Source organism: Amycolatopsis acidiphila (assembly GCF_021391495.1).
Lineage (GTDB): Bacteria > Actinomycetota > Actinomycetes > Mycobacteriales > Pseudonocardiaceae > Amycolatopsis_E > Amycolatopsis_E acidiphila.
Genome location: NZ_CP090063.1, coordinates 3,211,971 through 3,223,889, shown reverse-complemented (window position 1 = coordinate 3,223,889; position 11,919 = coordinate 3,211,971). Strand labels below are relative to the sequence as shown.

The following is an 11,919-nucleotide window of genomic DNA, read 5'->3' as shown; positions in this document are numbered from 1 at the left end:
TCCTCTCAGGGTCGGCTGCCGACGCCGGTCCTCAGTTCGCGGAGCCGCCCGCCCGGGCCGTCGGGGGCCAGCGGTGGCGTGTTCAGCCCCGCGCCCTCGCGCAGCCCGCCCAGGAACTCCCCGATGGCGTCCGTGGCACTGTAGCTCGGTGACCAGCCCAGTTCCGCGCGCGCCCGGGTCGTGTCCATGATCGGCAGCCGAAGTACGGTCTCGAACAGCCCCGGTGTCGCCGGGACGGCGTGCAGCCGCCACGCGGCGGCCAGCGGGCCGCGGACGGCCCAGCCGGGCAGCCGCACCTTGCGGGCGCCGAGCAGCCGGGCGAGGACGTCCGCGTCGAGCACGGGCTCGGCGGCGAGGTTGAACGCGCCGCGCACGTCGCGCAGGGCGGCGAGCCGGTAGGCCTGGCCGGCGTCGGCGCTGTGCAGGGCCTGCATCCGCAGGCCGGGGATGTCCGGCACCACGGGGATCAGCGACGGGCGGGCGAGCAGGCCGGGCACGAACGGCCCGGCGAACAGCCGGCGCTGCTGGGAGGCCGACTCCCGCTTGAAGATGAACCCCGGCCGCATCCGCACCACCCGCGTTCCGGGATGCCGCGGCTCGAAGCCGTCGAGGTAGCGCTCCAGATAGGCCTTTTCCCGCGGGTAGGCGGCCTCCGGCCAGCCGTGCGTCGGCCAGCTCTCGTCGACCGGGGTGTCCTGCGGCCCCGGTGAGTAGGCGCCGACGGACGAGGCGTGCACGAGCGCGGGCACCTGTTCGCGGCCCGCCGCCTCGAACAGCTTGATGCTGCCGAGCACGTTCGCCGCCCACGTGGTCGCCGGGTCGTGCGTCGGCTGGAACAGCCAGGCGAGGTGGATCACCACGTCCGCCCCGCGCAGCAGGTAGCCCAGGTCGTCCTTCGCGACGTCCGCCAGCGCCCATTCGGTCTTCGGGGGCGTCCACCCCGGCTGGCGGCGCACGATGCCGAGAATCGAGCCGACCCCGGGATCGGCGCCGAGCGCCTCGACGACGCTGCTGCCCACGTTCCCGCTCGCGCCGGTCACGACCACCCGTAGCCCGTTGCCCATGGCGGCCGAATACCCGGGCCCGCCGCGTTCAACCGGCGTTTGGGCGGCGCGGGCGCGGGGCATCTGGGCGGCATGAGCAAACCCCCGCAGCAACAGCAGCCGCCCGGCTCGACGGGCCAGATGCGCCCGCGGCCGCGGGACTCGATGAGCGACTACGAAGGCCGCGACCTGCTGAAGGACCGGCGGGCGCTGATCACCGGCGGCGACTCGGGCATCGGCCGCGCCGTCGCGGTGGCCTTCGCGAAGGAGGGCGCCGACGTCGCGATCGCGTACCTCAACGAGCACTCCGACGCCGAGCACACCGCCGAACTGGTGCGCAAGGAGGGCAGGCAGTGCCTGCTGCTGCCCGGCGACCTCGCCGGCGCGCAGCAGTGCCGGTCGGTGGTCGAGGACACGGTGCGCGCCTTCGGCGGGCTCGACCTGCTGGTGAACAACATCGCCACTCAGCAGGAACTCGACTCGCCCGAACAGCTCACCGAGGAGCAGTGGCTGCACACGTTCGACGTGAACATCCACAGCTACTTCCGGGTGACGCGGGCGGCGCTGCCGCATCTCGGCGATGGCAGCGCGATCGTCAACACCGCCTCGGTGAACGGCTTGCGCGGCAACAAGAAGCTCATCGACTACTCCGCGACCAAGGGCGCGATCATCGCCTGGACGTACTCGATGGCGCAGGCGCTGGCCGAGCGCGGGATCCGGATCAACTGCGTGGCGCCGGGTCCGGTGTGGACACCCCTGATCCCGGCGACCCTGTCGGAGGAGCACGTCGAGAAGTTCGGCGAGCAGGTGCCGATGAAACGGATGGCCCATCCGGACGAGCTCGCGCCGTCGTACGTGTTCCTCGCGTCGGACCGGCTTTCGTCCTACTACACCGGGGAAGTCATCGCCGCGCTCGGCGGCGAGACGATGCCCGGCTGACCGGAGGGAGACAACGATGGCGGAGCCGAGGTCCGAACAGCAGGAAAGCCTCGAGCTGGAGGCGGAGCCGAAGCCCCTGGAGGACCCCGTCAGCTGGCGGGCGACCGATCCGGACTACGCGCGCGAACCCGACGCCGAGGACACGGGCAACCAGTTCGTCGCGCCGGACCGCGCGAACGACCTGGTCGACCGGGAGAAGAAGGCGGTCGCCGACGACGCGGGCACGGAGCATCCCGCCGCCGGCGCCGAGGAGCAGGCGATGCACGTGGAGGACGGTGGCGTTTGACGCCGCCGCGCGCCGGGCACCCCTACTGCGAGTCACGAATCCGATGTGTGGAGGTGTTCCCCATGCCGGGACGAGAGGTTCTGCCCAGCACGCTGAAACGTTCGCCGAAGAAGGCCCAGGACACCTGGGTGAAGGCACACGACTCGGCGGCGAAGACCTACGGCGACGGCCGACGGGCACACCAGACCGCGTACTCCGCGCTGAAGCACTCCTACGAGAAGGTCGGCGACCACTGGGAGGAGAAGGAGGGCGGCAAGAAGGGCCCTTCCGACAGCCAGGCGAAGCGGGGCGCCAACCGCAAGCCGACGAAGACCGCCGGCGGCGTGGACGCCTCGGCGAGCAAGAACCACCTCTACGAGCTGGCCCAGAAGCTCGACATCAAGGGCCGCTCGTCGATGAGCAAGCCGGAGCTGGTGAAGGCGCTGCAGAAGGCCAACACCCGCCAGACCGCGAAGTCACGCGGCAAGTAGTCCTCGATCACGCCGGCGGCAGCCGCGGCTTGCCCGCGGCGTCGATGGCCTGACGCGCGGAGCGGGGCACCCGCCAGTCCAGGCGGGTGCCTACGCTGCGCTCCAGCTTCGCCAGCACCCCGCGCGCGGCACCCAGCGCCGCCTCCTGTTCGGCCGGGGTCGCCCCGCCCTGGGCCAGCTCCAGCAGCTTGATGCCCTGCGCGATCAGCGCGCGCTCTTCGGCGGTGAACCGGGACGCACGCAGCTTCTCCGCCGCTTCGCGCGCGGCGGCCCAGGCCTTTTCCGCCGTCACGGTCGCTTCGATGAACTGCCGGGCCATCGGCTCCGGCGGGAACTCCTCGGTGTGCAGGGCCATCGCCTCGTGGAAGGCGTCGATGAACCGGCCGGTCGAGGGCACCGCCGGATCCGCCAGCGCCGGCAGCCGCAGCACCTGCAGGGCGTCGGCCTCGTACTGCCCGTACTCCCCCGCCACCCGGCCGTAGCGCTCGCGCGCCTGGTCCCAGCGCAGCCGCAACGACTTCGGCAGCGCGGGGGCGGCGGCCTGCACGTGCGGCCGTCGGGGCGCGGGGTGGGAACGGGCGCGCCAGCGCCGGTGCAGGGCCGCCCGCGAGTACATCGAGACCACGAGCCACATCAGCACGATGAACGGCCACAGCAACGGCTCGAAGTCCTGCAGGGGATACATGGGGTCTCCCTCCGCCGCGGGGGCTTTCCTCCATCATGCGCCCGGAAACGTGTGCCCGGTGTTGCCGTCGTGCCCGCTCACCGACGGGACCGGCCGGTGGGAAAGCACCGGGCCGAATGGCCCTACCGGCCCCGCGCCCCCGGCGGGATCGTGAGGGCCGAATCCCCCGCACGGACGAGTGAGGACCCATCGCGATGCTGGACCCGTCCGGCCTGGAGATCGTCGACCGGGCCGAGTGCCTCGCGCTGCTCGCCACGGCCAGGGTCGGCCGGGTGGTGTTCACCGCCCGCGGCCTGCCCGCGGTGCAGCCGGTGAAGTTCCTGTGCGGGCAGGACGCGGTCTGGTTCCCGGCGCAGGCGCACACCGACCTCTTCGGCGCCGCGCAGGACGGCGTGGTCGCGTTCGAGGCCGACGCGTTCGACGCCGGGCTCGAGACCGGCTGGTGGGTCACCGTGCTCGGCCGGGCGGGCGTGGTGCGGGACTGCGACCTCCCGCAGCGTCGCCCGGACCTGTCCTGGCAGGTCCCCGGCGGGGACCTGCGCTGCGTGCGGATTCCGATCGAGGTCGTTTCCGGGCGGCGGGTGACGCGGTAATCTACTGGGCCTCGCCTCCGGCAGGGAGACCCAGTGATCGAAACCAGCGCCCGGGCGCTGTTGGACGCGGTGGTCGGGATAGCGGCGGATCTGCGCCTGCCCGATGTGCTGAGGCGCATCGTCGAATCCGCGTGCGAGCTGGTCGACGCCGAGCACGGGGTGATCGCCGAGCTGCTGCCGGAGCACCGGCTGGGCAGGGTGATCGAGGTCGGCGGCCCGCACGGCTACGGCTGCCAGGACGACCTGCCCCACGGTTCCGGCACGATCGCCGTGCCGATCCGGCTGCGCGAGAGCGTGTTCGGGCGGCTGTACGTGACGGGCAAGCGGGGCGGCCGCGTCTTCGCCGAGCAGGACCGCGAGTGGCTGGTGGCGCTCGCCGCCGCGGCGAGCATCGCGGTGGAGAACGCGAGCCTGTACGAGCAGGCGCTGCGCCGGGAACGCTGGCGGGAGGCGTCGCAGCAGGTCACCGCGGCGCTGCTGGCCGGCGAGGACAGCGGCACGACGCTGCACACGATCGCCGACCGCGCCAGAGTGGTCGCGAACGCCTCCGGCGGCGCGATCGCGCTGCCCAGCCAGACCGACTCCTCGGCGCTGGTCTTCGAGATCATCGCGTCCCCGTATCCGGAGTACCACCGGCTCGTCGGCGCGATCGTGCCGAAGGAGGGCACCGCCTCCGGCCAGGCCTACACCACCGGCAAGCCCGTCGTGGTCAGCCAGTACGGCGGGCACGTGGCGGTCCAGCAGGCCAACAGCGACATCGACGTGCCGCGCAGCATCAAGGACCTCGACTCCGCGGTCGCCGTCCCGCTCATCGCCGGCGGGGACAAGCTGGGCGTGCTGCTGGTGGTGAAGTTCCGCGACGCGGACCCGTTCACCGACGCCGAGGTGGAGCTGGTGCGCGACTTCGCCGCGCACGCCGCGCTGGCGGTCGCGTTCGCCCGCGCGGAGGAGGACCGGCGGCGGCTGGTGGTGTTCGAGGAGCGGGACCGGATCGCACGCGACCTGCACGACCTGGTGATCCAGCGGCTGTTCGCGATCGGGCTGGGGCTGGAGGGGCTGAGCAGGCTCACCGCGCGGCCGGAGCTCGCCGAGCGGGTCACCGGTTTCGTCCGCGACCTCGACCGCACAATCCGGGACGTGCGCAACAGCATCTTCTCCCTGCAGGAGCCCGCCGAGGCACACGGCGGGGTGCGCTCGGACCTGTTGCGGATGACGCAGGACAGCGTCGGGATGCTGGGCTTCGAGCCACGCATCAGCTTCGACGGGCCGCTCGACGCCGCCGTCGCGGGGCCGGTGCGGTCGGACCTGCTGGCGACGGTGCGGGAAGCGCTTTCGAACGTGGCCCGCCACGCCGCGGCCAGCTCGGTGTCGATCGAGGTGCTCGTCGACCGGAACGGCCGGCAGCTGTCGCTGACAGTGCTCGACGACGGCGTCGGCGGCGCGGTGGACCCGCCGCGGGCGAGCGGCCTGGCGAACCTGAAACAGCGGGCGGCGCGCTGGCACGGCGCACTGTCGGTGGAGCCGCGACCGGACGGCGGCACGAAACTGGCGTGGACGGCGGTGCTGCGCGAATGACGATCTCGGTGTTCCTGCTCGACGACCACGAGGTGGTGCGGGCGGGGCTGAAGACCCTCCTGGAGTCCGAGCCCGACCTGCGCGTGGCCGGTGAGGCGGGCACGGCGGCGGAGGCGCTGGCCCGGATCCCGCCGGCGAAGCCCGACGTCGCGATCCTCGACGTGCGGTTGCCCGACGGCGAGGGCGTGTCGGTGTGCCGCGACATCCGGGCGCTGCCGGACCCGCCGGCATGCCTGATGCTGACGTCGTACTCCGACGACGAGGCGTTGTTCGGCGCGATACTGGCGGGCGCGGCGGGCTATCTGCTCAAGCAGGTCTCCGGCATCAACATCCTCGAAGCCGTCCGCACCGCGGCCGCGGGCGGCTCGCTGCTCGACCCGGCGCTCACCGCGTCGGTGACGAGCAGGCTGCGCGGCGAGGCCGAGGAGCCGGACCCGCAGTACGAGCTGCTCAGCCCGCAGGAACGGCGGGTCCTCGAGCTGATCGCGGCGGGGCTGACCAACCGCCAGATCGCGCAGCGGCTGTTCCTGGCGGAGAAGACGGTGAAGAACTACGTCTCGTCGCTGCTGCACAAGCTGGGCTTCGAACGCCGCACCGAGGCGGCGGTCTACCTGGCGAAGCGCAAGCGGCTGCGTTAGGCGGCTTCGTCCGGCGCAGCCGAATTCGCCACCCCGGACGACGAATCGGGCACCATGACGGTGTGGATGATCTCGACATACACCCGGCACGAGACGAGGAGCTGAGCGTCGTGGCCGGGCTCCGGTGGCACTGGGTGCTGGACAACGGAGACCGCCCGGCCACGAGCCGGGACGCGTTCGCCGGGGATTTCGCCCGCTGGGCAAGGGAGAACCGCGGCACGCACCGGTGCCTGGTCGCCGTGCGGGAGGACACGGTGGTCGGGATGGCGTGGCTGGCCATCGTTCCCCGGGTGCCCACGCCGCGGGCGCTCGACCGGCGGTCCGGGGACGTGCAGTGCGTGTACGTCCTCCCCGGCGAACGCGACAACGGCGTGGGCGGCAGGCTCATCGACGCTCTCCTGGACCTGGCGCGGGAGCTCCGGCTCGAGCGCGTGACCGTGCACTCGAGCGTCCGCGCCGTCCCGGCCTACGAACGCCACGGGTTCGCCGTGTCCTCGCGGTTGCTCCAGGCCCCGGCGTAGCCCGTGCGCGGGATGATCCGCGTCCTGCACACCGCTGAGCTGGCCACGACGGTGCGCGCGCGGGCGCGGGCCTTGCTCTACGACATCTTCGACGACATGACCGAGTCCGACTGGGAGCACTCGCTCGGCGGCCTGCACGCCCTCGCCTGGGACGGCGAGCTCGTCGGGCACGCGGCCCTCGTGCAGCGGCGGATCCTGCACGGTGGCAAGGCATTGCGGGCCGGCTACGTCGAGGGCGTCGGAGTGCGTGCCGAGCACCGGCGCCGGGGGCACGGCGCGGCGATGATGGCCGAGCTGGAACGCGTCATCCGCGCGGCCTACGACCTCGGCGCCCTGGGCGCGAGCGACGAGGGCGCCGCCTTCTACGCCGCACGCGGCTGGCGGCCCTGGCGCGGCCCGTCGTCGGCCCTCACCCCGGCCGGAATCCGCCCGACCCCCGACGACGACGGCGCCATCCACGTCCTGCCGTGCACCGCTCCCCTCGACCTCGACGCGGCCCTGACCTGCGACTGGCGCGACGGCGACGTGTGGTGACCGGCGCGAACGCCTGCCGTCCCAGGACGGCGAAGCGGCCCGGCCCCGGACAGCAACGAGAGGTTGTCGCGGGAAACCTGATTCGTTTTCGCGCCTGGAGGTATCCGAACGTAACTGCCCATCGGTGAGGAGGGTCCCCCACTTGAGTCGGAAGAGCGAGGCGCCGCCCAGCACCGGCCGGGTGCGCAGACTCGGCACCCACCTGCCAGCGGCGGCCGGGTCGCCCAGGGAAGCCCGCTCGTTCGTGGCCGCGGCGCTGACCTCGTGGGGCGTGTCCGGCGAGCAGGCAGGTGACCTGGTGCTCGTCGCGTCCGAGCTGGTGACGAACGCCTTCGAGCACGGCAGCGGGAGCATCGCGCTGCGGCTGCGGCTCAGCGGCCGCTGCCTGCTGCTGGAGGTGCGGGACTCCTCCCCGGCCGATCCGGTGCTGCGCCACCCGCCGCCGGGTTCGACCCGTGGCCGCGGCCTGCCGATGATCCAGGCGCTCAGCAGCGCGTGGGGGCACCGCCGGGCCGGCGAGGGCAAGTGGGTCTGGGCCGAGTTCGCGCTGGCCTAGGTCCTTTTTCTCAGCCGGCGAAGCGGCGGGCCGTCACCGTCACGCGAACGACGCTCAGGGCACTCTTCAGCACTCGTCCTGCGGCGCCGTGCCGTCGGCGTCCCACCGGCACAACAGCAGGCACACGTCGTCGTCGTGCTCGTCGGAACCGAGCATCTCCTCGAGGATGCGGTCGCTCGCCTCGTCGGGCGGCGCGCCGGCAGCCGCCTGGAAGACCTCCGCGAGCCGGTCCATCCCGGTGTCGATCGACTGCGTCCGCCGCTCGACCAGGCCGTCGGTGTACATCAGGATCGTCTCGCCCGGACTCAGGTCGGTCTCGTACTCGCGGATGGCGAACGTGAACGGCACGCCCATCAGCGGCGCGTTCGGCTCGTCCAGCGCGCGCACCCGGCCCGCCTTGTCCGCGACGAACACGGGCAGGTGCCCGGCGTTGGCCCAGCGGATCCGGCCCGTCGCCAGCTCGAGGTCCATCACCACGGCCGTGGCGAGCAGCGGGCTGTGCCAGCCGCGCAGCAGGCCGTGGGTCAGTCGCAGGGTCTCGGCGGGGCCGTGCCCCTCGGCGGCGTAGGCGCGCAGCGCGTTCTGCAGCTTCCCCATGATCACCGCGGCTTCGAGGCCGTGCCCCGTGACGTCGCCGACAGTGAGCACCACCGTGCCGTCGGGCCTGGTGAACGCGTCGAACCAATCGCCGCCGACGTTGATGCCGCGGGCGGCGGGCAGGTACCGCGCGGACAGGTGCAGGTCGGCCGGGGTGTCCAGGGTCGGCAGCATCGCCAGCTGCAGCCGTTCGGCCATCTCCCGCTCGCGTTCGTACTCGCCCGCGTTGCGCAGGCCGACGGCGGAGCGTGCGGCGACGGCGCTGACGAACGGCACGTCGTCCTCGCCGAAGCCCGGCTCGTCGCGGCACAGCTCCAGGACGCCCAGCAGGTTCGGGCCGACGCTGAGCGGGACGAGGATCCGCTTCTCGTCGGTGACCGGGCGGCGGGTGGCCACCACCCGGCGCACGGCGCTGTCGGGCTCGCCCGGCTCGGGCTCGCGGTGCAGCCGGCGGGCGTCGTCGAGCAGCCACACCGCCGCGGCCGTCGCGACACCCTCCCGCTCGACGAGGTGGACCAGCGCCTGCGCGACCTCCCGGCCGCGCAGCGACGCCGAGACGGTGCGGCTGACCTCGTCGAGGAACGCCGAGCGCTGCCGCTGCAGCTCGACCTCCGCGTGCAGCGCGAGCAGGCCCGCGTTGGTCTGTTCGAGCTCCGACCGGTGCATCCGCAGCTCCTGCTGCTGCCGGTCGATGATCTCGCGCAGCTCCTTGACCAGAGCATCGCCGTGGTGGCATTCGTCCATCAGCCACCACCTCCCGTGACCACGACCACGCACGAGTCGTCCCGGCCGCGGCTGTGCTGGGCGAGGATCCAGCCTGCGACGGTCGCCGGGTCGTGGCGCAGCAGCCCGGGCCAGTCGTCGGCGCTCCACCGCTCGGACACCCCGTCAGTGTGCAGCACGAGCCAGCTGTGGGGGGACCACGAATCGGTGGAATCCGGGACACGGTTCGTACCGGCGACGCCTACGATCCCCGGTCGCGACAACAACCGTTGCACCCGCGCGCCGGCCTCGCCGTAGCGCCGGGTGGCGATGTTTCCTATACCCGCGAAGTGCATCCGTCCCTCGGCGGGCGTGATCTGGACGACCGCGACTGTCGCGCCACGGGTTCGTGCGAGGGACTGCTGCATCGCTTCCAGAATACGGGCCGGGGCCGCGGCCGCATGCTCGGTGATGGTCTCCACGGCCGCGGCGCTGGCGTGCGCGGCGGCATCGCCATGGCCGAGCCCGTCACTGAGGCCGATCGAGACCGCGGTACCGCCGGGCGCCGCCACCCACATGTCGCCGCACTCGGTCTCCCCCGGTGCGGTCAGCCGGGCCGCGCCGATCCGCACACCCGGCAGCGGGGTGCCGTGCCGCCACCGTGCGAGCACCACCGTGCCCCGCCCCGCCAGCGAGTACGCGTCGAAGTAGTCGGCCGCGCGGCGGATCGAGCCGAGACCGGCGCCCATGGTGCCGGTCGTCGAGTAGCCGTCGCGCATGCTGGCCTCGATCCGCCCGATGCCCGGGCCCTTGTCCGCCGCCAGCAGGTCGAGCTGGCCCGGCCCCGGCACGACGCTGAACACGCCCCGCCCGGCGTGCTTGACGAGGTTCGTGGCGAGCTCGGTCGCCGCCAGCGCGACCCGGTGCACCTGCTCCATCGGCAGTCCCGCCTGTTGCGCCGTCGCCGCCGCGAGGCGCCGTGCCCGGCCGACGTGCCCGTCCTCGGACACGACCAGGTCGGTCCGGGTCATGACTTCCTGCGTGTGGTGATGGACAGCTCGATCCTGGTCCCCTTGCCCGGTGCGGAGTCGATGGTGAACCGGTCGGCCAGCCGCCGGGCCCCGCCCAGGCCCAGTCCCAGGCCGGAGCCGGTGGTGTACCCGTCGGTCATCGCGACCTCGATGTCGGGGATGCCCGGCCCGGAGTCGACGAAGGTCAGCCGGACGGTGCCGGTCAGCGAGGTCTCCTCGACCGCGATCTCGGCCCGGCCGCCGCCGCCGTAGACCAGCGCGTTGCGGGCCAGCTCGCTCGCTGCCGTCACCAGCTTCGTCTGCTGCACCAGGCTGAACCCGGCGGTCACGGCCGCCTCGCGCGCGGCTTGGCGGACGTGCACGATGTCGGTCTCGTTGGTGATCGCCACGGTGGTCGTGGGCGGGGTTTCGCTCACCGCCGGGCCGTCCGCCGTGGACGGCCGCCCTCGTGCAGGATGTCGAGCGCCTCCTCGACCGACAGCGCGGTCTGCAGCCCCGCCAGCACGAGACCCAGCTCCACCAGGGTGATCGCCACGGCGGGGCGCATGCCGACCACGACCGTCTTCGCGGCCAGCAGCGAGGTGGCGGCCGCGATGTCGTGCAGGGTCCTCGCCAGGAACGAGTCGACGACGTCGAGCACCGAGATGTCGATCAGGACGCCGCGCGCCTGCTGTTCGACCACCTGCTCGGTGATCTGCTGCTGCAGCTCGTCGACCGAGTAGTCGAGCAGCTCGTCCTGGATGGTGACCAGCAGGACATCGTGCAGCTTGACGATGGGGACGCCGGGCATCAGACCGCGCCGGGTCCGGTCGAGGTGACCGAGAGGCCGAGCCGGTTCAGCGCGTAGGCGAACGCGTCCGACAGCTTGGCCCGGGTGGCCACCTCCTCCAGGTCGATGCCCAGCTGCACCATGGTGTTCGCGATCTGCGGCCGGATCCCGCTGATGACGCACTCGGCGCCCATCAGCCGCGCCGCGAGCGCCGTCTTGAGCAGGTGCTGCGCGACCATGGTGTCCACCGTCGGCACACCGGTGATGTCCAGGATCGCGACCTTGGCCTGCTGGTCGAGGATCGCCTGCAGCAGGCTCTCGGTCGCGGTCTGGCTCCGCATGCTGTCCAGGGTGCCGATCAGCGGGATGGCCAGCACCCCGTCCCACAGCTTGATCACCGGCGTGGACAGCTCGGCCAGCTGCTCGCGCTGGCTGGCGATGGTGTCGCGGGTGGCGGTCAGCGCCGCGTCGAGCAGGATCAGCCCGAGGGTGTCGACCGCGCCGGAAAGCAGCACCGCGCCGGGCGCGACCAGCTCGCGCGGCACGTCCTCCTCCGCCCACAGCCGCAGCAGGGGCTCCTTGAGGCCGCTCATCTGCGCCGCGGTCTGCGCGACGAGCGTGGAGTCGTGCACCTGCTGCACGGCCAGTGCCTCCAGCAGGCTGCGGATGCTCGCGAAGCCCTCGGCGGCGGGGTTGTTCGCCTCGCCCTTGTCGACCGCGCGGCGCAGCCCGGCGAGCACCTCGGCGCCGTCGAGCGCGGCCTGCTCGGGGTCCATCCCCGCCGTCCGGAAGAACGGGGCGCCGGACCACTCGGCGACGATGCTCTCCCTGCGCCGGTCGAGGAAGTCGCTGACAATGGAACGGGTCTCCGGTTCGGGGGTGGTCGTCATCGCTCCCAAGCTCCAGTGCCGCGGACGCGGTACGGTCCGCCGAGTATCGAATGCCTGGCGGTCAAGCTAAGACACCAGGCGCCGGACGAC

The 11,919-nt window shown here is 72.8% G+C and carries 16 protein-coding genes; 9 read left to right on the top strand and 7 right to left on the bottom strand.

What is annotated here, in order from left to right; translation table 11 throughout:
• Window positions 1–5 precede the first annotated feature (5 nt).
• On the bottom strand, window positions 6–1,064 hold the full coding sequence (locus LWP59_RS15675) for an NAD-dependent epimerase/dehydratase family protein (RefSeq protein ID WP_144643687.1): 1,059 nt from the start codon (window positions 1,062–1,064) through the stop codon (window positions 6–8).
• Window positions 1,065–1,136: 72 nt separating this feature from the next.
• On the opposite strand from LWP59_RS15675, the gene LWP59_RS15670 reads away from it, so the two are divergent.
• From LWP59_RS15670 to LWP59_RS15660, 3 genes are all read left to right on the top strand, one after another.
• Window positions 1,137–1,982, top strand: coding sequence for an SDR family oxidoreductase (locus tag LWP59_RS15670; protein ID WP_144643686.1), 846 nt, complete (start codon window positions 1,137–1,139; stop codon window positions 1,980–1,982).
• A gap of 16 nt (window positions 1,983–1,998) precedes the next feature.
• Window positions 1,999–2,268 (top strand): DUF5709 domain-containing protein, encoded by a 270-nt coding sequence (locus LWP59_RS15665; protein ID WP_144643685.1) that lies wholly within the window; start codon window positions 1,999–2,001, stop codon window positions 2,266–2,268.
• Window positions 2,269–2,330: 62 nt separating this feature from the next.
• Entirely contained in the window at window positions 2,331–2,738 is a 408-nt protein-coding gene (locus LWP59_RS15660; protein ID WP_144643684.1) for a ChaB family protein, read from the top strand.
• 7 nt (window positions 2,739–2,745) lie between these two features.
• On the opposite strand, the gene LWP59_RS15655 is transcribed toward LWP59_RS15660, so the two are convergent.
• Entirely contained in the window at window positions 2,746–3,423 is a 678-nt protein-coding gene (locus LWP59_RS15655) for a hypothetical protein (protein ID WP_144643683.1), read from the bottom strand.
• 194 nt (window positions 3,424–3,617) lie between these two features.
• On the opposite strand from LWP59_RS15655, the gene LWP59_RS15650 reads away from it, so the two are divergent.
• The 6 genes from LWP59_RS15650 to LWP59_RS15625 all read left to right on the top strand — a co-directional run bounded on the left by LWP59_RS15650 (window position 3,618) and on the right by LWP59_RS15625 (window position 7,840).
• Window positions 3,618–4,016 (top strand): pyridoxamine 5'-phosphate oxidase family protein, encoded by a 399-nt coding sequence (locus LWP59_RS15650; protein ID WP_144643682.1) that lies wholly within the window; start codon window positions 3,618–3,620, stop codon window positions 4,014–4,016.
• 33 nt (window positions 4,017–4,049) lie between these two features.
• Window positions 4,050–5,591: a GAF domain-containing sensor histidine kinase gene (locus tag LWP59_RS15645; RefSeq protein WP_229857451.1), complete on the top strand. Its 1,542-nt coding sequence runs from the start codon at window positions 4,050–4,052 to the stop codon at window positions 5,589–5,591.
• On the top strand, window positions 5,588–6,229 hold the full coding sequence (locus LWP59_RS15640; RefSeq protein ID WP_144643681.1) for a response regulator: 642 nt from the start codon (window positions 5,588–5,590) through the stop codon (window positions 6,227–6,229). The genes LWP59_RS15645 and LWP59_RS15640 overlap by 4 nt, the downstream gene beginning before the upstream one ends.
• A gap of 62 nt (window positions 6,230–6,291) precedes the next feature.
• Window positions 6,292–6,750, top strand: coding sequence for a GNAT family N-acetyltransferase (locus tag LWP59_RS15635; RefSeq protein WP_144643680.1), 459 nt, complete (start codon window positions 6,292–6,294; stop codon window positions 6,748–6,750).
• 12 nt (window positions 6,751–6,762) lie between these two features.
• On the top strand, window positions 6,763–7,284 hold the full coding sequence (locus tag LWP59_RS15630; protein ID WP_144643679.1) for a GNAT family N-acetyltransferase: 522 nt from the start codon (window positions 6,763–6,765) through the stop codon (window positions 7,282–7,284).
• 142 nt (window positions 7,285–7,426) lie between these two features.
• Complete coding sequence (locus LWP59_RS15625; RefSeq protein ID WP_186383523.1) at window positions 7,427–7,840, top strand: ATP-binding protein; 414 nt, start codon at window positions 7,427–7,429, stop codon at window positions 7,838–7,840.
• Window positions 7,841–7,906: 66 nt separating this feature from the next.
• Here the strand turns inward: LWP59_RS15625 and LWP59_RS15620 are convergent, their stop codons facing one another.
• From LWP59_RS15620 to LWP59_RS15600, 5 genes are read right to left on the bottom strand one after another with little or no spacing between them, the layout of a single operon-like run.
• The gene (locus LWP59_RS15620) at window positions 7,907–9,181 is read right to left on the bottom strand and encodes a PP2C family protein-serine/threonine phosphatase (protein ID WP_144643677.1); all 1,275 of its coding nucleotides are present in this window, start codon (window positions 9,179–9,181) and stop codon (window positions 7,907–7,909) included.
• Window positions 9,181–10,170, bottom strand: coding sequence for a SpoIIE family protein phosphatase (locus tag LWP59_RS15615; RefSeq protein ID WP_144643676.1), 990 nt, complete (start codon window positions 10,168–10,170; stop codon window positions 9,181–9,183). The genes LWP59_RS15620 and LWP59_RS15615 overlap by 1 nt, the downstream gene beginning before the upstream one ends.
• Window positions 10,167–10,586, bottom strand: a complete 420-nt coding sequence (locus LWP59_RS15610; RefSeq protein WP_144643675.1) for an ATP-binding protein — start codon at window positions 10,584–10,586, stop codon at window positions 10,167–10,169. The genes LWP59_RS15615 and LWP59_RS15610 overlap by 4 nt, the downstream gene beginning before the upstream one ends.
• Window positions 10,583–10,960, bottom strand: coding sequence for an STAS domain-containing protein (locus tag LWP59_RS15605; RefSeq protein WP_144643674.1), 378 nt, complete (start codon window positions 10,958–10,960; stop codon window positions 10,583–10,585). The genes LWP59_RS15610 and LWP59_RS15605 overlap by 4 nt, the downstream gene beginning before the upstream one ends.
• Window positions 10,960–11,829, bottom strand: a complete 870-nt coding sequence (locus tag LWP59_RS15600; protein ID WP_144643673.1) for an STAS domain-containing protein — start codon at window positions 11,827–11,829, stop codon at window positions 10,960–10,962. Before LWP59_RS15600 ends, LWP59_RS15605 begins: the two co-directional genes overlap by 1 nt.
• Between the last annotated feature and the right edge of the window lie 90 nt (window positions 11,830–11,919).

Coding starts and splice junctions, on each gene's coding strand:
- LWP59_RS15600 (WP_144643673.1), bottom strand. CDS start 11,829: ATGACGACCACCCCCGAACCGGAGACCCGTTCCATTGTCAGCGACTTC.
- LWP59_RS15620 (WP_144643677.1), bottom strand. CDS start 9,181: ATGGACGAATGCCACCACGGCGATGCTCTGGTCAAGGAGCTGCGCGAG.
- LWP59_RS15675 (WP_144643687.1), bottom strand. CDS start 1,064: ATGGGCAACGGGCTACGGGTGGTCGTGACCGGCGCGAGCGGGAACGTG.
- LWP59_RS15670 (WP_144643686.1), top strand. CDS start 1,137: ATGAGCAAACCCCCGCAGCAACAGCAGCCGCCCGGCTCGACGGGCCAG.
- LWP59_RS15615 (WP_144643676.1), bottom strand. CDS start 10,170: ATGACCCGGACCGACCTGGTCGTGTCCGAGGACGGGCACGTCGGCCGG.
- LWP59_RS15650 (WP_144643682.1), top strand. CDS start 3,618: ATGCTGGACCCGTCCGGCCTGGAGATCGTCGACCGGGCCGAGTGCCTC.
- LWP59_RS15640 (WP_144643681.1), top strand. CDS start 5,588: ATGACGATCTCGGTGTTCCTGCTCGACGACCACGAGGTGGTGCGGGCG.
- LWP59_RS15665 (WP_144643685.1), top strand. CDS start 1,999: ATGGCGGAGCCGAGGTCCGAACAGCAGGAAAGCCTCGAGCTGGAGGCG.
- LWP59_RS15630 (WP_144643679.1), top strand. CDS start 6,763: ATGATCCGCGTCCTGCACACCGCTGAGCTGGCCACGACGGTGCGCGCG.
- LWP59_RS15660 (WP_144643684.1), top strand. CDS start 2,331: ATGCCGGGACGAGAGGTTCTGCCCAGCACGCTGAAACGTTCGCCGAAG.
- LWP59_RS15655 (WP_144643683.1), bottom strand. CDS start 3,423: ATGTATCCCCTGCAGGACTTCGAGCCGTTGCTGTGGCCGTTCATCGTG.
- LWP59_RS15605 (WP_144643674.1), bottom strand. CDS start 10,960: ATGCCCGGCGTCCCCATCGTCAAGCTGCACGATGTCCTGCTGGTCACC.